Origin of the sequence: Rivihabitans pingtungensis (assembly GCF_003201855.1) — a bacterium.
Classification (GTDB): domain Bacteria; phylum Pseudomonadota; class Gammaproteobacteria; order Burkholderiales; family Aquaspirillaceae; genus Rivihabitans; species Rivihabitans pingtungensis.
The window spans coordinates 158987-184865 of record NZ_QJKI01000001.1; the positions used below are offsets into that span (position 1 = coordinate 158987).

The following is a 25879-nucleotide window of genomic DNA, read 5'->3' on the forward strand; positions in this document are numbered from 1 at the left end:
CTGGCTCAAAAAAAGAAAAAATGTCATGTAATGCACATTTTTTAACAAGAATCAAAAAGACTGATGCCTTCTTTGATGATTAAGTATTTTTACTAATAGCGTCTTCTTGAAAAAGCATGCTCTACTCTGTGGCGGGAGTATTTTGTAGCCAGCAATGTGAACTTCATTGCCTAAAATCCATCCCGTTATCTTCAGCATATTTCTCAAGAAAGGCTTCTGAATCATGAACAGCACTGCCGGCACGACTTTTGTTCTCTCTCCGACCACAACTTCTTTCACCCTGGCTGTCAGCGATGACAGCACGGTGATTGGCAATGACCTGAACAATCGCATTACGGGCAATATCGGCAATGATCTGCTGCAAGGCAATCTGGGCAATGACACCCTGTACGGCGGCGTCGGCAATGACACCCTGTACGGCGGCGACGGCAATGACTATCTGGATGGCCAGGCTGGCGCCGACAGCATGGTGGGTGGCGCTGGCAATGACATTTACGTCATTGACGATGCCAGCGACAAAATCGTGGAACAACTTGATGGAGGGACAGACACGGTATATGCGTATATTGACTATGCCCTGGATGACAACATCGAAAATGCCTATGTAAAATCCACGTCTGGCCTGACACTCACTGGCAATGCCGCCAATAATGTGCTCAAGGGTGGCGTGGGCGATGATCATTTATACGGCGGTGCGGGTAACGATAATCTGAATGGCGGCGAAGGCACGGATTATCTGGAGGGTGGCGACGGCAACGATGTGCTCAATGGTGGCACAGGCGAAAATGTGTCTTGTGGCGGCGTGCTGGACGGCGGCGCCGGCAATGACACCCTGAACGGTGATCTGAATGGTTCTGAATACCTGATCGGCGGTGACGGCAATGATCGCCTGAATGGTTACAAAGACGATCACATGTCCGGCGGCGCGGGCAATGACACCTATCTGTTCACTGGTGTGCAGTACAATATCATTGAAGCCGCTGGCGAAGGCACTGACACCATTCTGTCCAGCGTCACCTTCGATATGATCAACACCACCAGTCTCTACGATGGTGGCCGCGTGGTGTCTGGCGAGGTGGAAAACCTCACGCTGACCGGCACGGAAGACAACAACGGCAGCGGCAACGAGCTGAACAACCTGATCACCGGCAACAGCGGCAAAAACGTGCTGGATGGCCGTGACGGCAACGATACGCTCAAGGCTGGCGATGACGCGGACTCCTTGATTGGCGGCAATGGCAACGACGTGCTGGATGGCGGCGCAGGCATCGACCACATGGAAGGCAACGCCGGCAATGACGTCTACTACGTTGACGTGCAGGAAGACGAAGTAGTGGAACTGGCCGACGAAGGCACCGACCAAGTGCGCGCCTCCATCACCTACACCCTGGCCAAGGGCAATAATGTCGAAAATCTGCAATTGCTGGGCGCCGACAACCTTAATGGCACGGGCAACGAGCTGAACAACCAGATCCTGGGCAATAGCGGGGCCAATGTGCTCAGCGGCTTGCTGGGCAATGACAGCATCTATGGCTACGCCGGCAATGACACCCTGAATGGCGACGAAGGCAACGACTACCTGGATGGCGGCGACGGCACCGACATGATTTATGGCGGCGACGGCAACGACGTGCTGCGCGGCGGCATTGGTGAAGGTCTGTCTCCTGGCGGCACGCTGGATGGCGGCGCTGGCAACGATACCCTGTATGGCGATGTGAACGGCTCGGAATACCTGATCGGTGGCGATGGCAACGACCGCTTGTATGGTCTGAAGGACGATCACATGGACGGCGGCGCTGGTGACGATGCCTTCTACTACACCGGCATTCAATACAATATTGTCGAAGCGGCAGGTGGCGGCAACGACACCATCTATTCCACCGTCACCATGCACATGCAAACCACCACTCAGATTTACGATGGCCGCGTTGTGGTGTCGGGCGAAGTGGAAAACCTCACCCTGACCGGCACTGACAATATCGACGGTAGCGCCAACGATCTGGCTAACCGCATCACCGGCAACACCGGCAATAATGCCCTGAACGGTCTGGGCGGCAATGACACCATTTCTGGCCTGGGCGGCAGCGATACCCTGAACGGCGGCGACGGCAACGATATTTTCTATGTGGGCACGGTGGCCGGCAACTGGAATGCCGTGACCGAAATCTCCACCGGCGCCGACAAGGATCTGATCCGCTTTGGCAAGTTCTTTACCGGCGACCACACTGCCGGCAGCAGCCAGCTGACCGTCACCGACTTTACCCAAGGCAGCGATCTGTTGCGCTTTGATATCGGCGCCGGCGCCACTCGCCCGACCACAGTGACCAAAATCACTGCGGGCGCCAGCGATACCCTGGCCACCCTGCTGGCCCAGGCCGCCAGCCTGGCCAGCAGCGATACGGCGCCCAAGGCCGCGTATTTCAACCTGGATGGTAATACCTACTTTGTGCTGGACAAGAGCGTCGATGCTGGCTTCAGCAGCAACGATGTGGCCATCAAGCTGACTGGCGAGATTGCCCTGAAGGCGGCCGACTTCCAGTTTGTTGCGGTGTAAAACCTGGCTGACGCGCGCCTGAACCACGCGCCTTGGTCAGCCTGATACCCCCGCCCTGTCATGCAGTGGCGGGGGTATATTTTTGTGCGGCCAAAACATAAAATCACTCATTCTCATCTAAATCCGACGGGCTTGGCCATGCTGCACACTCCCCGCGCGCCCTTGGCGCCACTCACCCATATTCCGCGCGAGATTGCCTGCGTGGCCGACTACGAACGCTACGCCCGCGAGCGGCTGGACGCCAATGCCTGGGCGTATTTAAGCGGCGGGGCCGGCGACGAGCTGACCGCCGCCGACAACCGCCGCGCCTTCGAGCGCTGGCAGCTGTGGCCGCGCGTGCTGAATGATGTCTCCGCCGGCCATACCGCGCTGACCGTGTGCGGCCAGCCATTGGCCCACCCCATTCTATTGGCCCCGGTGGCGTATCAGCGCCTGTTTCACCCGGATGGCGAGCTGGCCAGCATGCTGGGCGCGGCGGCGATGGATACCCCGATGGTGGTCAGCACCTTGTCGTCGATTCCGCTGGAAACCCTGGCCCAGCACGCGGAAACCCCGCTGTGGTTTCAGCTGTACGCCCAGGCCGAGCGTGCGCACACACTGGATTTGGTGCAGCGCGCCGAGGCGGCCGGTTATCGGGTGCTGGTGGTGACGGTGGATGCGCCGCTGGCCGGCATTCGCTGCCGCGAACACCGCGCCGGCTTTGCCCTGCCGGCGCAGGTGAGCGCCGCCAATCTGGCCGGCTATCCGTCAGCGCCGGTGGCCGACGGCGTGTTTGCCCAGTGTAGTGTGCAGGGGTTGAGCTGGGCCGATCTGGATTGGCTGCTGGCGCACACCCGCCTGCCGGTGCTGGTGAAGGGCGTGCTGCACCCGGACGATGCCCGTCGCGCGGTGCGCGCTGGCGCAGCGGGGGTGGTGGTGTCCAACCATGGTGGGCGCACGCTGGACACCCTGCCGGCCAGTCTGGATGTGCTGGCGGCAGTGGTGGAGGCATTGGCCGGCGAGGGCGAAGTCTTGCTGGATGGCGGTGTGCTGCGCGGCGGCGATGTGTTCAAGGCGCTGGCGCTGGGCGCGCGCGCGGTGTTGCTGGGGCGTGCTTATCTGCACGCGCTGGCCGCCGCTGGCGCGCTGGGCGTGGCACACGCGCTGCGCACGCTGCGCGAAGAGCTGGAGGTCACCATGGCGCTGTGCGGCTGCGCCACGCTGGCGGATATTGGCCCTTCGGCGCTGCGCCGCCCTGTCTGAGTGGCTGACAAAACCTTCCTGGCGTTGTTGCGCGGCCTTGCCATACGCCTTGTACTGTCTGTGGCTGCGCACCTGGCCAGGCGCGCGGCGCGGGGTTTTGTGAGTCGCTCTTAATGTCAAAACGGCGGCCGCTGCATGTTGGCAGCGGCCGCCGATGGGTGGCAGGTCTGTCAGAAAGAGATCAGGCTTCGCTGTCTGCCAGCCGCGCCCGCACGCTGGCCTCCAGCCCGGCGGCGTCCAGCCCGCACTCGGACAGCAACAAGGCGGGGTCGCCGTGTTCGACATAGCTGTCGGGCAGGCCCAGTTGCAGACAGGGTGTGTCCAGCCCAGCGGCGGCCAGCGCTTCCAGCACCGCGCTGCCGGCGCCGCCCTGGATGACGTTTTCTTCCACGGTGACCAGCAGGCGATGGCTGGCGGCCAGCTGGCGCACCAGCGCTTCGTCCAGCGGTTTGACAAAGCGCATATCAGCCACCGTAGCGTTCAGCGCCTCGGCGGCGGCCATCGCCGGGGAGAGCATGCTGCCAAAGGCCAGAAATGCCACGCCGCCATCGCCCTGACGGCGGATATGGCCCTGGCCGACCGGCAGCGCGGTCATGTCGCTCTGGATATGCGCGCCGGGCCCGGTGCCGCGCGGGTAGCGCACTGCCGTGGGCGCGTCCAGGGTGAAGGCGGTGTACAGCATCTGCCGACATTCGTTTTCGTCGGACGGCGCCATCACCACCATATTGGGGATGCAGCGCAAAAAGGACAAATCAAACGCGCCAGCGTGGGTGGGGCCGTCAGCGCCGACCAGGCCGGCGCGGTCGATGGCGAACACCACCGGCAGGTTTTGCAGCGCCACGTCGTGAATCAGCTGGTCGTAAGCGCGTTGCAAAAAGGTGGAGTAAATCGCCACCACCGGCTTGATGCCCTCACAGGCCAGCCCGGCGGCAAAGGTGACGGCGTGTTGCTCGGCGATGCCCACGTCAAAATAGCGGTCAGCGTATTCGCCGGCAAAGCGCACCATGCCCGAGCCTTCGCGCATGGCCGGGGTGATGCCCACCAGCCGGCGATCCTGCTTGGCCATATCGCACAGCCAGTCGCCAAACACCTGGGTGTAGCTGGGCTTGCCGCCGCCCTTGCCGCCAGCCAGGCCGTTTTCCGGGCTGAAGCGCGACACGCCGTGGTAGGCAATCGGGTCTTTTTCCGCCAGCTTGTAGCCCTGGCCTTTTTTGGTGACGACGTGCAGAAACTGCGGGCCCTTGAGCTTGCGCACATTGCCCAGGGTTTCCACCAGGGTGTCCAGGTCGTGGCCGTCGATCGGGCCAAGATAGTTAAAGCCAAATTCTTCAAACAACGCGCCGGGGGTGATCATGCCCTTGACGTGTTCTTCCGCGCGCTTGACCAGCGCATGCACCGGCGGGGCCATGCCCAGCACCTTGCTGGAGCCTTCTTTGACTGCGGCGTAAAAGCGCCCGGACATCAGCTTGGTCAGATAGTGGTTGAGCGCGCCAACATTGGGCGAAATCGACATATCGTTGTCGTTGAGGATCACCAGCAGGTCGGTGTCCATCGCCCCGGCGTTGTTCAGCGCCTCGAAGGCCATGCCGGCGGTCATCGCGCCATCGCCAATCACCGCCACCACCTTGCGTGCCTGGCCTTGTGTGCGGGCGGCGGCGGCCATGCCCAGCGCGGCGCCAATTGAGGTAGACGAATGGCCGACGCCAAAGGTGTCGTATTCAGACTCTTCCCGCTTGGGAAAGCCGGCCAGGCCGTCTTTCATGCGCATGGTGTCCATGCGCGCGCGCCGGCCGGTGAGAATTTTGTGCGGATAAGTCTGGTGGCCCACGTCCCACACCAGGCGGTCGTGCGGGGTGTCGAACACATAGTGCAGCGCCACGGTCAGCTCGATGCAGCCCAGGTTGGAGGCAAAGTGGCCGCCGGTCTGGCTGACCGACTCCACCAGAAACTCGCGCAGCTCGCGCGCCAGTTGCGGCAGCTGGCGGCGCTCCAGCCGGCGCAGGTCAGAAGGCAGGTCAATGGTGTCGAGCAGGGGATAGCGTGCGGCAGAGGTCATGCGGAAACCCAAATCAGAACGAACGGACAACGATATAGTCAGCCAGCGCGCGCAAGCGTTCCGCGCGGGCGCCAAATGGCTCCAGCGCGGCAAACGCCTGGTCGCGCAGCTCGCGCGCCATGCGCCGCGCCTCGGCCAGGCCCAGCAGGCTGACATAGGTGGGCTTGTCGTGGGCGGCGTCTTTGCCGGCGGTTTTGCCCAGCGTGGCGCTGTCGGCTTCGCAGTCCAGCACATCGTCCACCACCTGGAAGGCCAGGCCGATCACCCGAGAAAAATGATCCAGCCGGCCCATCTGCTCGGCTGGCAGCGCCTCGCCCGCCAGCGCGCCCAGCAGCACCGAGGCGCGGATCAGCGCGCCGGTTTTCAGCGCGTGCATGAATTCCAGCTGCGGCAGGTTCAGCGCCTGGCCCACCGAGGCCAGATCAATTGCCTGGCCGCCGGCCATGCCCAAGGGGCCCGAGGCGTGCGCCAGCAGGCGCAGCATGTCCAGCTGGCGGGCCGGCTCCACGCCCAGCTCGGGCGCGGCCAGCACGGCAAAGGCCTGGGTTTGCAGCGCGTCGCCGGCCAACAGCGCGGTGGCTTCGTCAAACGCCACATGGCAGGTGGCCTTGCCGCGACGCAGCACGTCGTCGTCCATGCACGGCAGGTCGTCGTGCACCAGCGAATAGGCATGAATCATCTCCACCGCCGCCGCCGCGCGCGCCAGCGCACCGGCCGGGGCCTGGCCCAGCTCGCCAGCGGCGTAGGTGAGCAGCGCGCGCACGCGCTTGCCGCCGCCCAGCGTGGCGTAGCGCATCGCCTGGTTCAGCGCGCGCGGCTCGTGGTCGGCAGACGGCAGCAGCGCGTCCAGTGTGGTTTCCATCTCTTGCTGGATGGCGGTCATCCAGCCCAAAAACGCCGCGTCAGACATCTGCGCCCTCCAGGGTCAGCGGTTTGAGTTCGCCGTTTTCCAGCACGCTGAGCTGTTGCTCGGCCTGCGCCAGCCGCGCCTGGCAAAAGCGGATCAGCTCGCTGCCTTGTTGATAGGCGGCCAGCGAGGCTTCCAGCGGCAGTTGGCCGCTTTCCATGTCGCGGATCAGGGTTTCCAGACGGGAGACGGCTTCTTCAAATGAAGCCGGGGCAGGCGCGGTGTGGGCCATGATGAACAGAAGAAATGCAAACCCCCGGATTGTAGCCGCTTAGAGGGGCTAACAAAACCCTTCTGGCGTGTGGCGTCTGTCCATGCGGTTGGTATTGATGTGGCCGCCTCGGGCCACCCGGCCGGGTTTTGTCGGTCATGCCAGGCCCTCGTGCCGGCCAGCGGCCCCTGCTGGCTGCGCGCGCCAACTGCCGGCCGGCCGGCAAATCGGGTAGAATCCGCGCCCATGACCTATCAAGTTCTTGCCCGCAAGTGGCGCCCCAAGCGTTTTGCCGATCTGGTCGGCCAGGAGCATGTGGTGCGCGCCCTGTCCAATGCGTTGATCGAACAGCGCCTGCATCACGCCTACCTGCTGACCGGCACGCGCGGCGTGGGCAAAACCACCATTGCCCGCATTCTGGCGAAAAGCCTGAACTGTGAAACCGGCGTGGGCGCCGAGCCGTGCGGCGTGTGCGCCGCCTGTCGGCAGATCGACGCCGGCCGGTTTGTGGACTTGCTGGAAATCGACGCCGCCAGCAACACCGGCATCGACAATATCCGCGAAGTGCTGGACAACGCCCAGTACGCGCCCAGCGTGGGCCGCTTCAAGGTGTACATCATCGACGAAGTGCACATGCTGTCCAAGTCGGCGTTCAACGCCATGCTGAAAACGCTGGAAGAACCGCCCGCCCACGTCAAATTCATTCTGGCCACCACCGACCCGCAAAAAGTGCCGGTCACCGTGCTGTCGCGCTGTTTGCAATTCTCGCTGCGCAATATGACCCCGCAGCAGGTGGCGGCGCATCTGGCGCATGTGCTGGATACCGAACAAGTCAGCTACGAGCCGGCCGCGCTCACCCTGCTGGGCCGCGCGGCGTCTGGCTCGATGCGCGATGCGCTGTCGCTGCTGGACCAGGCCATTGCCTACGGCATTGGCGAAGTGCGCGAAGAAGGCGTGCGCGCCATGCTGGGCGCGGTGGACCGCCGTTATCTGTTCACCCTGCTGGCGGCGCTGGCCGACGGCGACGGCGCGGCGCTGATGGCCGAGGCCGAGCAACTGGCCGCGCGCAGCATTGGTTTTGACTCAGCGCTGCACGAAATGGCCCAGCTGCTGTACCAGATCACCCTGGCGCAAACCGTGCCGGCGGCGCTGGCCGCCGACGAGCCGGAGCGCGACGCCATTCTGGCCCTGGCCGGCGTGCTGCCGCCCAGCGATGTGCAGCTGTATTACCAAATCGCCATCACCGGCCGCCGCGACCTGGCGCTGGCCCCGGACGAACACGCCGGCTTTAATATGGCGCTGCTGCGCATGCTGGCGTTTCACCCGGCCAATCTGCCCGCCAGCGCGCCGGCCCCGGTTTCTGCGGCGGCCGCGCCGCCCAGCCCCGCGCCCAGCAGCGCGCCGGCAGCACACCCCGCCGCCGCTGCGCCGCCCGCAAGCCCGGCCAGCCTGGCCGCATCCGCCCCGGCGGCCGCCAGTCAGGATGGCGCTGGCGCACGCGGGGTGCTGGCCAAGCTGCTGAGCAAGCGCAGCGGCCAGGGTGAGCGCGCCAGCGCGCCGCCGCCCGCCGCGCCGCGCCGTGCGGAAACGCCGCCGGCCCCGGCCGAACCAGAACCCGAGCCTGCCTATCTGCGCGAAGCGCCGCCGTGGGAAGACCTGCCGCCGCCAGAAGGCAGCCTGCCGCACCGCCCCGGCGCGGCGATGGCCAACGCCGCGCCAGAACCAGCGCCGACCCCAGCGCCGATGCCTGAGCCCCGCCCGGCCCCAACGCCGCCGCCGATGACGCCGCCGATGACGCCGCCGATGACGCCGCCGATGACGCCGCCAGCGGCGGACACCCCGCCGTGGGAAGAATCCGCCCCGGCGCCGCGCCAGCCAGAACCGCCCGCGCCGCTTGCCCAAGCCGCCGAGCCGGCAGCGCCACCGCCTGCCGCTGCGCCTGTCGCCCCGGCGTCGGTCAGCGCGCCTGCTGACGCCGACGCCGCGCCCTTGTTCTCGGGCAATTGGGGCGAGCTGATTGCCGGCCTGCGCGAGCGCCTGGGCGCCAAAGAAATCATGCTGGCGCAAAACGCCGAGCTGACCGGCGTGCGCGGCAATCTGTTCTGCCTGCGCGCGCCGCCGCAGTTCCGCTTTAGCGCCACGCCCGAGGTGCAAGCGCTCCTGGCGCAAGCGCTGAGCGAGGCGCTGGGCGCCCCCGTGCAGCTGGACGTGGCGCTGGGCGAGATCAGCGGCGAAACCCCGTTCATGCAACAGCAGCGTCTGCGCGGCGAAGCCCTGGAGGCGGCGCGCGAGCGGCTGCAACAAGACCCGGTCGTGATGGCCCTGGTGCGCGAATTTGACGCCACCCTGCGCCCCGACTCTATTCAACCCGTTCAGGAGTGACACACCATGTTCAATAAAGGCGGCATCGCCGGGCTGATGAAGCAAGCCCAACAAATGCAAGAAAACATGAAAAAAGCCCAGGAACAGCTGGCGACCATCGAGGTCGAGGGCCAGTCCGGGGCCGGCATGGTCAAAGTGGTGATGACCTGCCAGCACGACATCAAGCGCGTCAGCATCGACGACAGCGTGATGGACGACAAAGAAATGCTGGAAGACCTGGTCGCCGCCGCGGTGAATGACGCCGTGCGCAAAGTCGAAAGCACCACGCAAGAAAAAATGTCCGGCTTCACCGCCGGCCTGAACCTGCCGCCGGGCCTGAAACTGCCGTTCTGATCCCCGCCCTGGCCTGCCGCCCCCGCGTGCGCTCATCGTGCGCGGGGGCGGCTGCCTGTTTGCCGGAACCCCGCCGGATGCCCCATGAAAAACCCGCCCAGTCTTGACCAACTGATCAGCGCCTTGCGCGTGCTGCCCGGCGTTGGCCCCAAATCCGCCCAGCGCATGGCCTATCACCTATTGCAACGCGACAAGCCCGGCGCAGAAAAACTCGCCCGCGCGCTGGAACACGCGCTCAGCCACATCGGCCATTGCCAACGCTGCAACACCTTCAGCGAAACCCCGCTGTGCGCGCTGTGCGCCGACCCGGCGCGCCGTCAGGATCAACTCTGTGTGGTGGAAATGCCCGCCGACATGCTCACCCTGGAGCACACGCAAAGCTACGATGGCCTGTATTTTGTGCTGATGGGCCGGCTGTCGCCGCTGGATGGCATTGGCCCGCGCGATTTGCCGCTGGAAAAACTCGCCCATCGCGCGCTGGATGGCGCGGTGCGCGAGGTGATTCTGGCCACCAATTTCACCGCCGAGGGCGAAACCACCGCGCATGCCTTGTCCGAGCTGCTCAAGGGCCACGGCCTGACGCTGACGCGCATGGCGCGCGGCCTGCCGGTGGGCGGCGAGCTGGAGCACACCGACCCTGGCACGCTGGCACAGGCGCTGTTTGAGCGGCGCGGGGTGACGGGCGGCTAGGCGCACGACCGCAGACAACGGCAAGGTCGCGCGACAAGGCCAGGAGGGTTTTGTGAGCCGCTCTTAATCCAACGCTACCCCCGTCGGCATTTCTGCCTCCAGCCTTGCCCGACCCGCCGCCAGCAGCGCCGCCATCTGCGCCTGGCTGTCTGGCGCGGTAAACCACTGGCCGCGACTGGGCAGGCAGGTGTAGGTCCAGCGCTGGCCGTCCAGGGCAAAGCTCAGCAGCGCGGCGTGCAGATAGCCACGGTCGCTGTCGTGCTGGGCCGGGCCATACAGCGCATCGCCCAGAATCGGTGCGCCCAGGCTTTTCAGCGCCACCCGCAGCTGGTGGGTGCGGCCGGTGTAGGGGCGCAAAAGGTAAAGGCGCAGGCCGGGGGCCAGGCTGACGCTGTCAAACCAGGTGACGGCCGGGTTGGCGCGGCTGTGCAGCAGCTTCCAGCCGCCGCGGCGGGATTTTTCCATATCGCCCTTTACCCAGCCTTGCTTTTTACTCGGCTTGCCCGGCGCAATGGCCAGATACAGCTTGCCCACCTCGCCGGCCTGCCAGGCGCGGCCCAGCGCGGCGGCGGTGGCGGGGTCGCGGGCGAACAGCAGCAGGCCGGAGGTGATGGCGTCCAGCCGATGCACCGGGTACAGCGCCGGCAGGCCGGTGGCGGCGCGCAGGGCGTCCAGCAGACCGATGTCGGCGTCTTCGCGGTGAAACGACACATCCGGGTGTTTATCGATCAACACCCAGCGCTCGGTGACGGCCAGCACCTCAAACATCGCTGGCCTCGTCGATCAGTTCAGTGTCGGTGTGGGCGTAGGCCGGCGCGCAGCAGCACAGCACGGCCAGCTCGGCCGGGCCGGGGTTGTCCAGCCAGTGCACGCAGCCGGGGGCAATGCGCGCGGTGTCGCCGGCTTGCAGCCACACTTTTTGCCCATCGCGGTACAGCCAGGCGGCGCCGGCAGTGACGTGGTAGAGCTCTTCGCTGCGCGCGTGGCGGTGCGCCAGCGTGCGCCCGCCGGCTGGCACGCGCGCCTCGGCCAGGCTTTGTCCATGGTTGCCGTGCACGTCCGGGTGCATCAGCTCGCGGATCTCCGAGCCATCCTTGGTGCGATAGGGCGGGCAGTCGGCGTAGTGAGAGACAGTCATCAGGCGCGCCCCGGGGCGTGGCGGCGCTTTTGCGCGCGCCATAAAAAACGGTTGGGGTGCAGGGCGTCCAGCAGCGGCTGCGGCAGCGGCGCCGGTTCGTGGTTGAGCATGGCCGCCAGCAGCTCGCCGGCCAGCGGCGCAGTCACCAAGCCGCGCGAGCCATGCGCCAGCGAGACATACAGCCCCGGCAGCCACGGCGCGTCTGGCCCCGGCTGACGTGGGCCGCAGCGCTCGGGGGCCGGGTAGACGTCGGCAAAGGCGGCAGCGTCGGCCACCGGGCCGACCAAGGGCAGATAGTCCGGCGTGGTGGCGCGCCAGCCAGAACGGCCGTCCAGCGCCTGCGCGCTGAGCGCCTCGCCCCCCAATCGCCGCCAGACGTCCGGGCTGAGCGCGGCCAGTTTATCCAGGTTTTCTTGATGCTCTTCGGTGGTGACGGCCAGTTGCTCGGCCTGAAAACGGAAAGTCGCGCCAAAGCAGTGGCGGCCATGGCGGGCCGGCGAGATATACGACTCGCCGCACACCACCGCGCGCAGCGCCAGGCTGGCCTCGGTGGCCGGCGCATGGCTGACTTGGCCGCGAATCGGCTTGATCGGCAAATGCGCCAGCTGGCTGAACTGGCCGGCCTGATGGGCGTTGGCTGCCACCACCACCGGCGCCTGCCACTGGCGGCCGTCCGCCGCGCGCGCCTGCCATTGTTCGCCGTCGTGCTCCAGCGCGACGATGTCCGCCCCGCAACACACCGTCACCCCCGGCGTGGCCGCCAGTTGGCGCACCCAGGCCGGCGGGTGCACCCAGCCGCCCTGGGCAAACCACAGCCCGCCATGCGGCAAGGCCACCCCGGCCAGCGCGCTGGCCTGCGCCGCATCCACCGGGCGCAGCAGCGCCTCGGGCAGGCCCAGCGCCGCCAGGCCGGCGTGCCGCTGGGCTTCGTCTGCGTCAAAACTCTGCTGAACAATGCCGCAGGCGTCCCAATCCTCGCCAGCGCGCAGCTGCCGGGGCAGCTGGCGCAGGCTGTAGGCGTAGCCGGACAATAACAAACGGGTGAGCGGGGTGAGGTGCGGCGACAATTTGGTGTGCAGCACGCCCTGGGCATTGCCAGAAGCGCCGTCGGCCAGCGCCGCTTTTTGCTCCAGTAGGGTTACCGCCCAGCCGCGCCGCGCCAGCGCCGCCGCCGCCGCCGCGCCGGCAATGCCGCCGCCCAGCACCAGCGCGCGTCGCTGGCCGGTGTGGCGCGGCCAGGCAAACCACGGCGCGCGCCAGGCCGGCGCGGGCGGCGCGGCCAGCTCGCCGCACAGCATATGCCGCTTGCTGCCAAAGCCAGCCACCCGCCGCACGCTAAAGCCCGCCTCGGCCAGGCCGCGCTTGACCACGCCGGCAGAAGTAAACGTGGCGTAACTGGCCCCCGGCGCCGACAGCCGCGCCAGCTGGGCAAACAGCGCGGGCGACCAAAGCTCCGGGTTGCGCGCCGGGGCAAAGCCATCCAGAAACCAAGCGTCCACCGCGCTGCTGGCGGCGTCCAGCTGCGGCAGGGTGTCCAGCGCGTCGCCCACCAGCAAGGTGAGCGTGACTGCGCCCTCATCAAAACTGAAGCGATGCCAGCCCGGCCCCAGCGCGGCATATTGCGCCAGCAGCGCCTGGCTGAACTCGGCCAGCTCGGGCCACAAGGCCAGCGCGCGCGCCAGCTGCTCGGGGGGGATGGGGTATTTTTCCGTGCTGATCACATGCAGCCGGGCGCCCGCTGGCGCACAGCGCCGCCACAGCTGCCAGGCGCACAAGACATTCAGCCCGGTGCCAAAGCCGGTCTCGCCCAGCACAAAGCGGCCATCCGCAGGCAAGGCCGCCCAGCGCTCGGCCAGGCGGTTATGCGCCAGAAACACATGGTGGGTTTCATCCAGGCCGCTATCGCGGGAGAAATACACATCGCCAAACCGGGTGGACACCGGCTGGCCATCCTGCCAATCCAGCAGGGGGCTTGAAGCAGTCATGCGCGGTCAAACATCAGCAAATATAAAGCCGGATGATAGCCCACAGGGTGGGTGTGGTGCGACCTGGCTTCATATGGTTTAAGCGTCGCGCGCACAACCCCGTGCAGCGGTCCTGATGAGGTGTGCGGCCGCAGACACCGGCCAGGCCGCGCAACAACGTCAGGAGGGTTGGCGGCGCTAAGCAAATATTGCACGAGCCGTGCGCGCCCGCTCGCGCAGCGCCAAAAACAAAGGCAAAGCCAGCGACACTCCCACGGTGAACAAGGCCAGCACCGCCAGCCACGCCCACGGCGTGCGCGCCCGGCGCTGCTCGTGGGCGATGAACACCAGCAAGGCCACCCCCGAAAACACCACATCCGCCCAGGCAAACGCACTGACCGGCGTCGCCCACGCCGTATGCAGCAACAGCGGCAAAGCCAGGCCATGCGCGCCCAGCCAGGGCAAAAAACACCCCAGGGGAATCACCGCCCCCGCCACGCTGAGCGCCAGATAGACATGAAACATCGACACCCCGCGCATCATTGGCCTGGCCCCGTGGCAGCGGGCAGCGGGAAACCCTGGTTTTGTAGAGCGGTGAAAATGGCGGCGAAGTTGTCGGCGGAGAGGGCTTGGGCGCCGCGCGGCATCAGGGTGTCGGCGATCCAGGCGAGCATTTCATCGGTGCGATGGCAAAAATCCTTGACCAACAACACTTCATCGCGCGTTTCGGGTGAAAGCTCCGCCAAACTAAACTCATCAAGCAAGTCCTGGTGCGATTCAGCTTCTTCCTTCCAGTGACGCAAATATGGTAAGCGATGCTTGACTGGGCTGAGCGGCAATGACTCTGGCAAGCATGGCACAATGCGTCGGCAAAATTCAGCTTTATCACCCAAGCTGGACTGATACAAATAGAGTAATTCACGCATGCAGTACGGTGAGCGCAAATATTTATCATCCAGCAATACCAACACATGCCGGCTTTGGCCAATTTCGCGCATAAATGCAGAAATCCAGTCCCCCGTGCGCATTTTTCTCTTGTCGTAAATCAGCTGGCAACCATGCTGGGTAAAAGCTGTCTCCAATTGTGCTAATAATTCAGTGTTGGCCTCACCCCAGCCATACGATACATACACGGTGGGCTTGGCGTCTGGCGGGCTGCCCGGTTGCAAACGTTGTACCGGGTCATCGTGATGCGATGCCTTACGGTCTTGCGCTGGAGTGTGCGCCCGCGAGCGTTGCCAGCTCACCTCTGGCCGCTGCCCCTGTGTGTTGCGCTCGACAGTGCTTAACAAATCCTCCAGCCAGCCTTGCACCTCGGCCATTTTATTTTCCTGTGCCACATGGGCCTGCCACACTAGCCGGCCAGCACCTGGCTGCTGCGGGTCGATATCCGGCTGCGCCTCCAGCAAAAAAGTCGCCTGCATCCTTTGATCAAAAAAACACACGCCATAGCGCCAGTACACGGCATGCACACCAGCACGGCGGCCGATGGCGCACAACAGTGCTTTCATCACGCCATCGTGCAAAAAGCGGTAGTTTAGCCAGACTTCCAAATGGGCTTCCACTCTGCGCCATTTATCATCAATTTTCTCTTGTGTCTCACTGCGTTCAGGCAATAAATCTGGGGCAAGGTAATGTGTTTTCTTGGGGTGATCCCAATCCTGGTTCACAGGAAAGCATGCGCCACACTGTTCCATCAGGGAAATGAACAAGGCCTGCTCGTTTGACGAATATTTACCCCGCCACACCAGTTCATCCAAGATTTCTTGATCAAACACCCTGCCTTGCCGACGCAGCAGCGGCAGACTGCGCTGCCGATTCAGCACGGCATATACGCCATCCAGTGCCCATTGCTGATCGAGAATCAGCTGATCCCCAAACAAACCTGGCCGGTAAAACACCTCACCGCTGCCGTGCAAATAATGCAGCACCACCTCGGGCGGCGCACTGGCGTGGTGGACGCGGCATAATGTCTCAAACTCAGCACGGGGCAAGGTGCGCGCCCCCTTGCTACAGCGCGCGCGCAGGGTGTCACCGACGGCCACCCAACTGGCTGGCAACAACACCTGGCCATAACGCTCCAGTAACAGCTGCGCTTGATCCTGAATGCTTGTCAACAAACTGCTCATGCCCGATTGGTTTTTTGCGCTGCAAGCGGTGTAGCGCAAATAGCGCAAGCCATGCTCTGCCGGTAAAGGAGGCAGCACGCTGTCTTGCTGTCGATCGCACTTGGACTGCACCACCACCACGGCGGCACTCTCCCCCGCCACATCGCGCACCATGGCCAGCCAATACGCCAGCGGCCGGTGGCGCATAGCCACGCCATGCTCGGCATATGGCTGCGCGGTTTCCAATTCTGGGTTCCACACAATCACAAACAGTGCGCGCTCGTCCATGAATAGTGCATGGGTGCCATGATAAATATCCTGGCCGCCAAAATCCCAGACATGAGCGACGATCTCCGGCTTATCTTCATTAGCTGAGATTAGAGTGATTTTGCCTAAGTCAATGCCGTGGGTGGAGGGGATGTTGGGATCAAATGCTTGATCATTCAATCGCCGACAGATTTGGGTTTTGCCGGCTGAGCCATTACCCAGTACAAATAGCTTGATACGGTGATTGTCTGCCTGGCCTTGGTCAAGATCGGCACGCCAGGCTTTTAGGCGGGGGAGGCAGTTGTCTGGATTAAAAAATTCAGGCTGTGAGGCTAATTCATTTGGTGCAATAAGTAAACTATTACAGCTCAGCATTTCTAGTTCTTTAGCGCCCTCCAAGATGCTGCTTCCTGGTTGGCAAGAAAGTGGGATTGCGTCAATTAAATACAGGGCTTTTAATTTAGGTAGTTTCAATATGGGCGCTAAATCGCTTAAATTATTGCATCCGTCTAGCACTAGTTGCCGCAGGTTGGCCTGCGAAGCCAGCGGCGAGAGATCAGTCAGCTTGTAGTTCCAACTCAAATCCAAGAGCTTCAAGTTTTTGAACGAAGTCAGTAGCGATATATTAGTTAACGAATGGCATCTGAACAGCTTCAAATGCTGTAGGGTAGCCAGTGAAGCCAGTGGCGATAAGTTTGCTTGGCAGTCGTACAAGCCCAAGTGCTGTAAGTTAGCTAGCGTAGTTAGCGGTGATAAATCACACAGTTCGTTGCATAGCCATAAATTTACCTTCTGTAAAGCCGGTAACTGCTTTAATGCGGTTACATCTACCACACGACGATGAGGTAGAAACTGAAACCAGTTTACCTGCTCCAGCCCCGCCACCGACGCCGGCACCATCTCAATATCCAGCCCGGACAAGTCCAGCTTCTCCACCCCACTCGCCCGCACTTCCTCAATCCGCCGTTCCGCTTCCAGTTCCAGCCAATCCTTGCTCACGTCACTCATTCCACCACCCCATCCCCTTCCACACATCCCCACATCATACCAAACACATACCCCACCCCCACCCACAAAAAAGGACGCCCACAAGCGTCCTTTTCTGCCTTACTCCACACCCTGACTCACTGAACAATCAGTTAAAAAAGTCCTTCAGCTTGTCCATGAACGATTTGGCGCGGGGGTTTTGTGCGTCGTTGCTGTCGGCGCCTTCAGCTTCAAACTGGCGCAGCAGTTCTTTTTGCCGTTCGGTGAGTTTCACCGGGGTTTCCAGCACCACGTGGCAGAGCAGGTCGCCGAAGCTGGCGCCGCGCACGGATTTGATGCCTTTGCCGCGCAGGCGGAACACTTGGCCGGATTGGGTTTCGGCCGGGATTTTCAGCCGCGCCACGCCGTCGAGGGTGGGGATTTCGATTTCCCCGCCCAGGGCGGCGGTGCAGAAGCTGATGGGCATTTCGCAGTGCAGATCCTGGCCGTTGCGCTGGAACACGCTGTGTTCGCGGATGTGGGTGACCACGTACAGGTCGCCGGCCGGGCCGCCGTTGACGCCGGGTTCGCCTTCGCCGGCCAGGCGGATGCGGTCGCCTTCGTCCACGCCAGCGGGGATTTTGACGTTGAGGGTTTTGTTCTTTTTCACCCGGCCGCTGCCGTTGCACACATGGCAGGGTTCGGGGATGACTTTGCCGGTGCCGTGGCAGGTGGGGCAGGTTTGCTGGATGCTGAAAAAGCCTTGCTGCATGCGCACTTGGCCGTGGCCGCCGCAGGTTTGGCAGGTTTTCGGTTCGGTGCCGGGCTTGGCGCCGCTGCCGTGGCAGGTGTCGCAGGTTTCCACCGCCGGGATGCGCACTTGCTTTTCGCAGCCGCGCGCGGCTTCTTCCAGGGTGATTTCCATGTTGTAGCGCAAATCGGCGCCGCGATAGACATTGCTGCGCTGGCCGCCGCCTTGGCCGGCGCCGGCGCGGCCGCCAAAGATGTCGCCAAAGATGTCGGCAAAGGCGTCGCCAAAGCCGCCAAAACCAGCGCCGCCGGCGCCAAAGCCCGCGCCGCCGGCGTTGGGGTCTACGCCAGCGTGGCCGTATTGGTCGTAGGCGGCGCGCTTTTGGCTATCAGAGAGGATTTCGTAGGCTTCTTTGATTTCCTTGAATTTCTCTTCGGCTTCTTTGCTGTCCGGGTTGCGGTCCGGGTGGTATTTCATTGCCAGCTTGCGGTAGGCCTTTTTGATGTCGTCTTCCGACGCATCGCGGTTCAGGCCCAAGAGCTCGTAAAAATCTTTTTTCGTGGCCATGGCTGTTCATTCCTGCCGGCGCGCGCGGCGTCGGCGTGTGTGTAGGGCCGGCGTGCAAAGGGCACAGCCCAGAGAAGGGGGTCTCTGATGGCTGTGCCCACAGGCCGGTTGGCGAGGCGAAGTTACTTTTTGTCTTTCACTTCTTCGAATTCGGCGTCCACCACGTTGCCGTCTTCTTTCTTGCCGGCGCTGCCGCCGGCGGCCTGGGCGCCGTCTGATGCCGGCTGGCCTTCGGCCTGGGCTTGGGCGTACATGATTTCGCCCAGTTTCTGGCTGGCTTTGCCCAGGGCTTCCATCTTGGCTTCGATGTCGGCCTTGTCGTCGGTCTTGATCGCGGCTTCGGCGTCTTTCACGGCTTCTTCGATCTTGGCTTTTTCGTCAGCGCCGATCTTGTCGCCGTATTCTTCCAGCGATTTTTTCACCGAGTGAATCAGGGTGTCAGCCTGGTTGCGGGCTTGCACCAGTTCGTGCAGCTTTTTGTCTTCTTCGGCGTTCAGCTCGGCGTCTTGCACCATGCGCTGGATTTCGGCTTCAGACAGACCGGAGCTGGCCTGGATGGTGATCTTGTTTTCTTTGCCGGTGGCCTTGTCCTTGGCGGAGACGTGCAGGATGCCGTTGGCGTCGATGTCAAAGGTGACTTCGATCTGCGGCATGCCGCGCGGGGCCGGCGGAATGTCCGACAGGTTGAACTGGCCCAGGCTCTTGTTGGCGCTGGCTTTTTCGCGTTCGCCTTGCAGCACGTGGATGGTCACCGCGTTCTGGTTGTCGTCGGCGGTGGAGAACACCTGGCTGGCCTTGGTCGGGATGGTGGTGTTCTTCTGGATCAGCTTGGTCATGATGCCGCCCAGGGTTTCGATGCCCAGCGACAGCGGGGTGACGTCCAGCAGCAGCACATCCTTGCGGTCGCCGCCCAGCACGGCGCCCTGGATGGCGGCGCCCACGGCCACGGCTTCGTCCGGGTTCACGTCACGGCGCGGTTCTTTGCCAAAGAATTCTTTGACGCGGTCTTGCACCTTGGGCATGCGGCTTTGGCCGCCCACCAGGATCACGTCGTCGATGTCGGCAGGCTTCAGGCCGGCGTCTTTCAGCGCCATGCGGCACGGCTCGATGGAGCGCTCGATCAGTTCTTCCACCAGCGATTCGAACTTGGCGCGGGTGATTTTCAGCACCAGGTGTTTCGGGCCGGTGGCGTCCATGGTGATGTAGGGCAGGTTGACTTCGGTCTGCGCCGACGAGGACAGCTCAATCTTGGCTTTTTCAGCGGCTTCTTTCAGGCGTTGCAGGGCCATCACGTCTTGCTTGAGGTCGATGCCTTGCTCTTTTTTGAATTCGCCGATGATGTAGTCGATGATGCGTTGGTCGAAGTCTTCGCCGCCCAGGAAGGTGTCGCCGTTGGTGGCCAGCACTTCAAATTGCTTGTCGCCATCGACATCGGCGATTTCGATGATGGAGATGTCAAAGGTGCCGCCACCCAGGTCATACACGGCGATTTTGCGGTCGCCTTTTTCCATCTTGTCCATGCCGAAGGCCAGCGCGGCGGCGGTCGGCTCGTTGATGATGCGCTTGACTTCCAGGCCGGCGATGCGGCCGGCGTCCTTGGTGGCCTGGCGCTGGCTGTCGTTGAAGTAAGCCGGCACGGTGATCACGGCTTCGGTGACTTCTTCGCCGAGGTAGTCTTCGGCGGTTTTTTTCATTTTGCGCAGCACTTCGGCGCTGATTTGCGGCGGGGCCAGTTTTTTGTCGCGCACGCCCACCCAGGCGTCGCCATTGTCAGCCTTGACGATGGAGAACGGCATCAGGTCGATGTCTTTTTGCACTTCTTTGTCTTCGAAGCGGCGGCCGATCAGGCGCTTGACGGCGTACAGGGTGTTTTTCGGGTTGGTGACGGCCTGGCGCTTGGCCGGCGCGCCCACCAGGATTTCGCCGTCTTCTTGATAGGCGATGATGGACGGGGTGGTGCGTGCGCCTTCGGCGTTTTCAATCACTTTCGGCTGGTTGTTTTCCAGCACGGCCACACAGCTGTTGGTGGTGCCCAGGTCGATGCCAATGATCTTGCCCATGATTCAATTCCTTTCGCGTATCTTTTACTGATGGGATGACGGCACCGTGTATGGATTCAAGCGCTTAGTTGCGCCTGGCGGCAGTGTCATCCGTTGTGTGTCTTGTTTTGCCAGATAAGTGCGCTTGCCGGCTTTTCAAGTGGTTTTGCTGAACTTTTCTTGAGCTGGCCGGTCGCGCGCGGCGGGGTCAGCCCTTGGCCACCACCACCATGGCCGGGCGCAGCACGCGCTCGGCAATCTGATAGCCCTTTTGCATCACATGCACCACGGTGTTGGCTTCGGCGCCGGCGGCGTCCACCATGCTGATGGCCTGATGTTTGTGCGGATCGAGCTTTTCGCCTTGCGGGTTGATTTCCAGCAGCTGGAATTTTTCAAACGCCGAGGCCAGTTGCTTCAGGGTGAGATCCACGCCGTTTTTCAGCGCGTCAAACTGGCCGCTCTGGTCGGCCAGCGCCAGCTCCAGGCTGTCTTTCACCGGCAAGAGTTCGGCGGCGAACTTTTGCACGGCAAATTTATGCGCGGCTTGCAGATCTTCGGCGGCGCGGCGGCGCTGGTTTTCTTGCTCGGCGCGGGTGCGCAGGTATTGATCCTTGAGTTCGGCAACCTGGGCTTCCAGCTCGGCCACGCGCGCGCTAGCGTCAGCCGGGGCTTGCGCCTGCTGTGCGTTCAGTTCGTCGGCGGCGGGTTGTTGAGGGTTGTCTTGGGATTGCATGGCGACCTCCGTGAATAATGCTGCGAGAAGTAGGGGCATTGTGGCGAGTTTCAACCCCCTGTCGTGGCGCGATGGTGGTTTTCTCTGGGCCTGACGACAGGCAAACGCTGATGGAGCAAGGCGTGCCGCGGGTGAGCGTGTTCGCTTGCGACAAGTAAATGACCGTGTTTTTACTATCTTGCAGTGCAAAATTTTCGGCTGCCGAACACCGGTTTTCATTTACGAAAATGCGACATTTTTTTATTGCTGCGGCGCACACAGGACTGATTTTTTATGGTTTAATTCCCTACACAAAGTTGTACGAAAGCCTGCAAAACCGAGGTGAAAACACCCGGTTTGGCTGGTATCCGGTTGTGGCCATCCACCACAACCGTGCGCAAGCCGACACCGCCGCGCTCGCCATTTTTGCCTTGTTGCAGGGCAAAACAGGAATCACGGGCATGTCGCCCGTTTTAGGCCAATTTGAATACATTCTGGGGTAACAGAAACATGACGACTCGCGAACAACGCATCGCTGCCATCGAAAAAGACTGGGCTGAAAATCCGCGCTGGGCTGGCATCAAGCGCGGCTACACCGCCGCTGACGTGGAGCGCCTGCGTGGCTCTTTCCCGGTCGAGTACACCCTGGCCCGCCGTGGCGCCGAGAAGCTGTGGAATCTGGTCAACAACGAACCGTACATCAACTGCCTGGGCGCCCTGACCGGCGGCCAAGCCATGCAACAGGTCAAGGCCGGCATCAAGGCCATCTACCTGTCCGGCTGGCAGGTTGCAGCTGACAACAACGAATACTCCGCCATGTACCCGGATCAATCCCTGTACCCGGTGGACTCCGTGCCCAAGGTGGTTGAACGCATCAACAACGCCTTCACCCGCGCTGACGAAATCCAGCACTCCAAGGGCATCGAAGCCGGCGACAAGGGCTACATCGACTACCATGCTCCGATCGTGGCCGATGCTGAAGCCGGTTTCGGCGGCGTGCTGAACGCCTTCGAACTGATGAAGTCCATGATCCGCGCCGGCGCCGCTGGCGTGCACTGGGAAGATCAGCTGGCTTCCGTGAAGAAGTGTGGCCACATGGGCGGCAAAGTGCTGGTGCCGACTCAAGAAGCCGTGCAAAAGCTGATCGCTGCCCGTATGGCTGCCGACGTGTACGGCGTGCCGACCCTGGTGATCGCCCGTACCGATGCCGAAGCCGCTGACCTGCTGACTTCCGACTACGACGAAAACGACAAGCCGTTCCTGACCGGCGAGCGCACCTCCGAAGGCTTCTACAAGACCCGCAAGGGCCTGGACCAAGCCATCTCCCGCGCCATCGCCTACGCTCACTACGCCGACCTGGTGTGGTGCGAAACCGGCACCCCGGATCTGGAATTCGCTCGCAAGTTCGCCGAAGCCGTGCACAAGGTGCACCCGGGCAAGATGCTGGCTTACAACTGCTCGCCGTCGTTCAACTGGAAGAAAAACCTGGACGATGCCACCATCGCCAAATTCCAGCGCGAACTGGGCGCCATGGGCTACAAGTACCAGTTCATCACTTTGGCCGGTATCCACAACATGTGGTACAACATGTTCGACCTGGCCCAAGACTACGTCGCCCGCGGCATGTCGGCCTACGTTGAAAAGGTGCAAGAGCCGGAATTCGCCGCTCGCGAACGTGGCTACACCTTCGTGTCGCACCAGCAGGAAGTGGGCACTGGCTACTTCGACGATGTGACCACCGTGATTCAAGGCGGCAAGTCCTCGGTGACCGCCCTGACCGGCTCCACCGAAGAAGAACAGTTCCACTAAGATTTACCTCGCCGCCGGCCAGCCCGGCGGTCTGGGTCTACGATTTCGCATCACTCCAGGCGTTCTGCGCCTGGCATCGACCCTCTGGCCCCATCAGCTCACCCTGGTGGGGTTTTTTCATGGGCGTTCACTTTTGGCCCAGATCAAGTTTCCGTCATGTTGTCGCCATTTTTTGTCTGGCCCGCTGTGGGTGACGGAATCCCCGTGCTATAAATAAACCAAGGAGATAAAACGTCGCCTATCGAACATCGGCATGTCGATGGGCTTCATAAGAGTCGCTAACAAAACCCAGCGAAGCGGCCCTGGCTAGGCGTGTGACCGTAGACAGTACAAGCAGTACGGCAAGGTCACACAACAACGCCAGGGGGTTTTGTTAGCGGCTCTAAATACGGGGCGCCGCCAGCATCACAGGACAGCAGCCCAAGACAAGGAGGACGCATCATGCCGCTCAATCTGGAAACCCTCAGGCTGGTTGCCCAACTGCACCATGCGTACCAAAACCGCCAACGCGACCCGCTCACCCAGGCGTTTGCCCGCAGCAGCGGCGAAGAAGTGCTGGCGCTGCAATTTGAAGTGGCCGAGCGCAGCAACACGCCGCTGACCGTGGCGGTGCTGGACATTGACCGGCTGAGCGAAGTCAACGAACGCCACAGCCACCCGCATGGCGACCAATTGCTGGCGGATTTGCCCAAGCACATCGCCAAAACCCAGCGCCAGGGCGATATGCTGGTGCGCTGGAGCGGCAAGCGCTTTTTGCTGATGCTGCCCAACACCAGCCTGGAACACGCCCGGATTGCGCTGGAGCGTTTTCGCAAACATGGCTTTGGCCTGCGCCCGGATGGCCAGCCGGTGACCTTGAGCATCGGCGTGGCCGAGCGGCAGGCGGATGCGCTGGCCAGCTGGACGGTACTGGTGGAAAAAGCCGAAGCGCGCGCGCTTCGCGTCAAACAGGAAGGCCGCGACGGTGTGCGCGGAGATGACGAAGTGCAACACGCCCACGCTGCCTGATTGACCAAGCGCGGTTAACAAAACGCCGGCCGGATGGGGGGGTCCCCTCCGGCCGGCGCTGCGTTCGCCGGCTCAGGGCAAATCTGCTAGACTGCGCAGCCCGCCGCCCGAGCGCGGTATTTTGATGTTGTTCACGTGTTGTCGTCCCGTTCTGCCCTGCTGGCCGTGCAGCCCATGCAAGCCAGCGATCTGCCGGCCATTCTGGCCATTCAGCGTCTGTGTTATCCCGCACATCTGATCGAACCCGCCGCCGCGCTGCAATCGCGCCGGCAACGCGCGCCTGGCCATTGTTGGGTGGCGCGCCGGGGTGGCCAGGTGCTGGGCTATCTGTTTTCTCACCCCTGGCAACGCGCCAGCCTGCCCAAGCTGGGGCAAGACCTGCCCGCCCTGCCGCCTGCGCCGGACTGCCTGTTTTTGCACGATCTGGCGGTGCACCCGGATGGGCGCGGCCAGAAAGTGGCCGAGCAGCTGTTGCACGCCAGCTACCGGCCGGCGCGCGCCGCCGGGCTGCGTCATGGCCGGCTGGTGGCGGTGGAAGGCGCTGACGCCTTTTGGGCCCGCCATGGCTATCGCCGGCAAAGCGAGGCCGCCAGCGGGCTCTGCGGCTATGGCGAGCAGGCGGTGTTGATGGATTGCCTGCTGTAGGCCAATCGTGAGCCCTCACCAGGCAAACGCGGGTGGGGGCTCACGAGCCACGCGTGTAGACAGGATAAAGGCAGCCAGGCTGGCTTTTGCGCCGTCCTGGCTTTTTGCGGTTGACGGCCGGGAATCACTCCAGCGCCGGCAAACCATGCAGTGCCCGCGCCCGGTGACAGGCGTCTTCAAACACGCCGATCTCGGCACGCGCGCCAAACTCGCGACAGGGCGACGGCCGCTCGTGATAAATCCCGCAGTGCACCGCCTCGCCAATCTTGCCCACCAAGGCCAAACACCGTGGCCGCGCATAATCCGTGCCGCGCAGGCGGTACAAGGTGTCGGTTTCGGCGTCGGCCAGCCCAGCCGGCACCCGCCCCCCTTCGCTATCCAGCTCCGAGACATGAAACGTCACCCGGAATGCCGCGCAACACGCGCCGCATTGCATGCAGATCGATTGGGGAGAGCAAGAAGCCATGGCGAAATCCTGTGTGTGCAGCCAGAAAACCCGCAAGCTTAGCGCGATTTGCCAACATGGGTTTAATTACCGTGTAATTACGCATATAATTCGTCACAGTCACGCAATCAGAGGCCGATCATGGCAGGCAGAAAACGCAAAACCCCGAAATGGGTAGATGGCAAACCCAGTTTCGACGACATGCCTGTGCATTATCAGGTGGAGCAGGCCATGCTGGCCGAGCGGCTGCTGGCCGGACTGGAAGAAGGCCGGCTGACGCTGAACGAGCCACGCCAGCATACCGCCGCGCGTACTGCCTTGCGCGCGCTGCTGGCCGCTGAGCATGCCGAACACGAGCGGCCGGTAGCCGAGTGGGTGGATGCGCAGTTGAATGCCGCCAGCCGCACCAAATTACTGGGCGCCTTGCGGCAAGAGCGTTTTCGCGCCAGTCGGGGCATCCGCCAGGTGGCGCTCAAGCCCAGCGAGTTTCAGCAGCTGCAAATTCTGCGCGAGCGCGCCGAGCAGCGCCGCCGCGCGCCCTTGTCAGCGCCAGACCGCGCCATGCTGCGCGAGCTGGGCGCCATCCTGCCGCCACACCTGACCGAAGTGGTCAGCGTGCCGCTATACAGCCACACCGTGCCTGCCGGGCAACCCGCGCCAGCTGACGATGACATCGAAGACCTGATCGACCTCAACGATTATCTGATGCCGCGCCGTGACGCCAGTTTTTTGGTGCGGGTTAAGGGCGAATCGATGGTGGATGCCGGCATCCGTGATGGTGATTTGCTGGTGGTGGATCGTTCACGCCCGCCGGTAGATGGCAAGATCGTGGTGGCGGCGCTGGATGGCGAACTGACCGTCAAGCGCCTGTCCACCCGCCATGGCCGCGTGCAGCTGTTGCCAGCCAACCCGGCATTTGCCCCGATCGACATCGACGAAGGCTGCGAGTTGATGATCTGGGGCGTGGTCCGCAATGTGATTCACTCGCTGTAATGCCCCAGATGTGTCTGAATCTGTCGCCAGGATGACTTGACGACGCACGTGCTTTGGCGCTCAATCGGCACTTTGCTGAAATTGCCGGTTTT

General features: G+C 63.0%; 22 protein-coding genes. 10 read left to right on the forward strand and 12 right to left on the reverse strand.

Features of this window, described 5'->3' with window-relative positions:
* Positions 1–223 precede the first annotated feature (223 nt).
* Both DFR34_RS00685 and DFR34_RS00690 read left to right on the forward strand, forming a co-directional pair.
* The gene (locus DFR34_RS00685; protein ID WP_110389229.1) at positions 224–2554 is read left to right on the forward strand and encodes a calcium-binding protein; all 2331 of its coding nucleotides are present in this window, start codon (positions 224–226) and stop codon (positions 2552–2554) included.
* A gap of 138 nt (positions 2555–2692) precedes the next feature.
* Positions 2693–3796 carry an alpha-hydroxy acid oxidase gene (locus DFR34_RS00690; RefSeq protein WP_110389230.1) on the forward strand — a complete coding sequence of 368 codons (1104 nt, stop codon included), beginning with the start codon at positions 2693–2695 and terminating at the stop codon, positions 3794–3796.
* A 181-nt stretch (positions 3797–3977) separates the two neighbouring features.
* Here DFR34_RS00690 and dxs read toward each other — a convergent pair whose 3' ends face one another.
* Genes dxs through DFR34_RS00705 form a run of 3 tightly spaced genes read right to left on the reverse strand, consistent with a single transcriptional unit; the run spans position 3978 to position 6991 of the window.
* Entirely contained in the window at positions 3978–5852 is a 1875-nt protein-coding gene (gene dxs, locus DFR34_RS00695; RefSeq protein ID WP_110389231.1) for a 1-deoxy-D-xylulose-5-phosphate synthase, read from the reverse strand.
* 13 nt (positions 5853–5865) lie between these two features.
* Entirely contained in the window at positions 5866–6762 is an 897-nt protein-coding gene (locus DFR34_RS00700; RefSeq protein WP_110389232.1) for a polyprenyl synthetase family protein, read from the reverse strand.
* Positions 6755–6991, reverse strand: a complete 237-nt coding sequence (locus DFR34_RS00705; protein ID WP_110389233.1) for an exodeoxyribonuclease VII small subunit — start codon at positions 6989–6991, stop codon at positions 6755–6757. Before DFR34_RS00705 ends, DFR34_RS00700 begins: the two co-directional genes overlap by 8 nt.
* A gap of 225 nt (positions 6992–7216) precedes the next feature.
* On the opposite strand from DFR34_RS00705, the gene dnaX reads away from it, so the two are divergent.
* From dnaX to recR, 3 genes are all read left to right on the forward strand, one after another.
* The gene (dnaX, locus tag DFR34_RS00710) at positions 7217–9352 is read left to right on the forward strand and encodes a DNA polymerase III subunit gamma/tau (RefSeq protein WP_110389459.1); all 2136 of its coding nucleotides are present in this window, start codon (positions 7217–7219) and stop codon (positions 9350–9352) included.
* Positions 9353–9358: 6 nt separating this feature from the next.
* Positions 9359–9685, forward strand: coding sequence for a YbaB/EbfC family nucleoid-associated protein (locus DFR34_RS00715; protein WP_110389234.1), 327 nt, complete (start codon positions 9359–9361; stop codon positions 9683–9685).
* A gap of 84 nt (positions 9686–9769) precedes the next feature.
* Positions 9770–10375 carry a recombination mediator RecR gene (recR, locus tag DFR34_RS00720; RefSeq protein WP_110389235.1) on the forward strand — a complete coding sequence of 202 codons (606 nt, stop codon included), beginning with the start codon at positions 9770–9772 and terminating at the stop codon, positions 10373–10375.
* A gap of 63 nt (positions 10376–10438) precedes the next feature.
* On the opposite strand, the gene DFR34_RS00725 is transcribed toward recR, so the two are convergent.
* From DFR34_RS00725 to grpE, 8 genes are all read right to left on the reverse strand, one after another.
* Positions 10439–11143, reverse strand: coding sequence for a TIGR01621 family pseudouridine synthase (locus DFR34_RS00725; RefSeq protein WP_110389236.1), 705 nt, complete (start codon positions 11141–11143; stop codon positions 10439–10441).
* Positions 11136–11513 carry a cupin domain-containing protein gene (locus DFR34_RS00730; RefSeq protein ID WP_110389460.1) on the reverse strand — a complete coding sequence of 126 codons (378 nt, stop codon included), beginning with the start codon at positions 11511–11513 and terminating at the stop codon, positions 11136–11138. Before DFR34_RS00730 ends, DFR34_RS00725 begins: the two co-directional genes overlap by 8 nt.
* Positions 11513–13498, reverse strand: coding sequence for a bifunctional tRNA (5-methylaminomethyl-2-thiouridine)(34)-methyltransferase MnmC2/FAD-dependent 5-carboxymethylaminomethyl-2-thiouridine(34) oxidoreductase MnmC1 (gene mnmC / locus DFR34_RS00735; protein ID WP_110389237.1), 1986 nt, complete (start codon positions 13496–13498; stop codon positions 11513–11515). Before mnmC ends, DFR34_RS00730 begins: the two co-directional genes overlap by 1 nt.
* A gap of 177 nt (positions 13499–13675) precedes the next feature.
* Positions 13676–14002 (reverse strand): DUF2834 domain-containing protein, encoded by a 327-nt coding sequence (locus DFR34_RS00740; protein ID WP_245906787.1) that lies wholly within the window; start codon positions 14000–14002, stop codon positions 13676–13678.
* Between the two features lie 14 nt (positions 14003–14016).
* A complete protein-coding gene (locus DFR34_RS00745) occupies positions 14017–16851 on the reverse strand; it encodes a COR domain-containing protein (protein ID WP_158281705.1) in 2835 nt (944 codons plus the stop codon).
* A 136-nt stretch (positions 16852–16987) separates the two neighbouring features.
* On the reverse strand, positions 16988–18136 hold the full coding sequence (dnaJ, locus tag DFR34_RS00750) for a molecular chaperone DnaJ (RefSeq protein WP_110389240.1): 1149 nt from the start codon (positions 18134–18136) through the stop codon (positions 16988–16990).
* Positions 18137–18258: 122 nt separating this feature from the next.
* Positions 18259–20196, reverse strand: a complete 1938-nt coding sequence (gene dnaK / locus DFR34_RS00755; RefSeq protein ID WP_110389241.1) for a molecular chaperone DnaK — start codon at positions 20194–20196, stop codon at positions 18259–18261.
* A gap of 187 nt (positions 20197–20383) precedes the next feature.
* Positions 20384–20908: a nucleotide exchange factor GrpE gene (gene grpE, locus DFR34_RS00760; RefSeq protein WP_110389242.1), complete on the reverse strand. Its 525-nt coding sequence runs from the start codon at positions 20906–20908 to the stop codon at positions 20384–20386.
* A gap of 158 nt (positions 20909–21066) precedes the next feature.
* Here grpE and DFR34_RS00765 point away from each other — a divergent pair, with 158 nt between their 5' ends.
* From DFR34_RS00765 to DFR34_RS00780, 4 genes are all read left to right on the forward strand, one after another.
* A complete protein-coding gene (locus DFR34_RS00765) occupies positions 21067–21390 on the forward strand; it encodes a hypothetical protein (RefSeq protein WP_146215019.1) in 324 nt (107 codons plus the stop codon).
* A 7-nt stretch (positions 21391–21397) separates the two neighbouring features.
* On the forward strand, positions 21398–22696 hold the full coding sequence (gene aceA, locus DFR34_RS00770; RefSeq protein WP_110389244.1) for an isocitrate lyase: 1299 nt from the start codon (positions 21398–21400) through the stop codon (positions 22694–22696).
* A 441-nt stretch (positions 22697–23137) separates the two neighbouring features.
* Complete coding sequence (locus DFR34_RS00775) at positions 23138–23704, forward strand: GGDEF domain-containing protein (protein WP_110389245.1); 567 nt, start codon at positions 23138–23140, stop codon at positions 23702–23704.
* 135 nt (positions 23705–23839) lie between these two features.
* On the forward strand, positions 23840–24349 hold the full coding sequence (locus tag DFR34_RS00780; RefSeq protein ID WP_146215020.1) for a GNAT family N-acetyltransferase: 510 nt from the start codon (positions 23840–23842) through the stop codon (positions 24347–24349).
* 124 nt (positions 24350–24473) lie between these two features.
* Here the strand turns inward: DFR34_RS00780 and DFR34_RS00785 are convergent, their stop codons facing one another.
* The gene (locus DFR34_RS00785; protein WP_245906773.1) at positions 24474–24815 is read right to left on the reverse strand and encodes a YkgJ family cysteine cluster protein; all 342 of its coding nucleotides are present in this window, start codon (positions 24813–24815) and stop codon (positions 24474–24476) included.
* A 120-nt stretch (positions 24816–24935) separates the two neighbouring features.
* Between DFR34_RS00785 and DFR34_RS17465 the strand changes: the two genes are divergently transcribed.
* Positions 24936–25787, forward strand: a complete 852-nt coding sequence (locus DFR34_RS17465; protein ID WP_245906774.1) for a LexA family protein — start codon at positions 24936–24938, stop codon at positions 25785–25787.
* The last annotated feature ends 92 nt before the right edge of the window (positions 25788–25879 follow it).

Bases quoted from the DNA above. Each gene is read 5' to 3' on its own strand.
- DFR34_RS00685 (WP_110389229.1), top strand. From the start codon at position 224: ATGAACAGCACTGCCGGCACGACTTTTGTTCTCTCTCCGACCACAACT.
- DFR34_RS00690 (WP_110389230.1), top strand. From the start codon at position 2,693: ATGCTGCACACTCCCCGCGCGCCCTTGGCGCCACTCACCCATATTCCG.
- dxs (WP_110389231.1), bottom strand. From the start codon at position 5,852: ATGACCTCTGCCGCACGCTATCCCCTGCTCGACACCATTGACCTGCCT.
- DFR34_RS00700 (WP_110389232.1), bottom strand. From the start codon at position 6,762: ATGTCTGACGCGGCGTTTTTGGGCTGGATGACCGCCATCCAGCAAGAG.
- DFR34_RS00705 (WP_110389233.1), bottom strand. From the start codon at position 6,991: ATGGCCCACACCGCGCCTGCCCCGGCTTCATTTGAAGAAGCCGTCTCC.
- dnaX (WP_110389459.1), top strand. From the start codon at position 7,217: ATGACCTATCAAGTTCTTGCCCGCAAGTGGCGCCCCAAGCGTTTTGCC.
- DFR34_RS00715 (WP_110389234.1), top strand. From the start codon at position 9,359: ATGTTCAATAAAGGCGGCATCGCCGGGCTGATGAAGCAAGCCCAACAA.
- recR (WP_110389235.1), top strand. From the start codon at position 9,770: ATGAAAAACCCGCCCAGTCTTGACCAACTGATCAGCGCCTTGCGCGTG.
- DFR34_RS00725 (WP_110389236.1), bottom strand. From the start codon at position 11,143: ATGTTTGAGGTGCTGGCCGTCACCGAGCGCTGGGTGTTGATCGATAAA.
- DFR34_RS00730 (WP_110389460.1), bottom strand. From the start codon at position 11,513: ATGACTGTCTCTCACTACGCCGACTGCCCGCCCTATCGCACCAAGGAT.
- mnmC (WP_110389237.1), bottom strand. From the start codon at position 13,498: ATGACTGCTTCAAGCCCCCTGCTGGATTGGCAGGATGGCCAGCCGGTG.
- DFR34_RS00740 (WP_245906787.1), bottom strand. From the start codon at position 14,002: ATGTTTCATGTCTATCTGGCGCTCAGCGTGGCGGGGGCGGTGATTCCC.
- dnaJ (WP_110389240.1), bottom strand. From the start codon at position 18,136: ATGGCCACGAAAAAAGATTTTTACGAGCTCTTGGGCCTGAACCGCGAT.
- dnaK (WP_110389241.1), bottom strand. From the start codon at position 20,196: ATGGGCAAGATCATTGGCATCGACCTGGGCACCACCAACAGCTGTGTG.
- grpE (WP_110389242.1), bottom strand. From the start codon at position 20,908: ATGCAATCCCAAGACAACCCTCAACAACCCGCCGCCGACGAACTGAAC.
- DFR34_RS00765 (WP_146215019.1), top strand. From the start codon at position 21,067: ATGACCGTGTTTTTACTATCTTGCAGTGCAAAATTTTCGGCTGCCGAA.
- aceA (WP_110389244.1), top strand. From the start codon at position 21,398: ATGACGACTCGCGAACAACGCATCGCTGCCATCGAAAAAGACTGGGCT.
- DFR34_RS00775 (WP_110389245.1), top strand. From the start codon at position 23,138: ATGCCGCTCAATCTGGAAACCCTCAGGCTGGTTGCCCAACTGCACCAT.
- DFR34_RS00785 (WP_245906773.1), bottom strand. From the start codon at position 24,815: ATGGCTTCTTGCTCTCCCCAATCGATCTGCATGCAATGCGGCGCGTGT.
- DFR34_RS17465 (WP_245906774.1), top strand. From the start codon at position 24,936: ATGGCAGGCAGAAAACGCAAAACCCCGAAATGGGTAGATGGCAAACCC.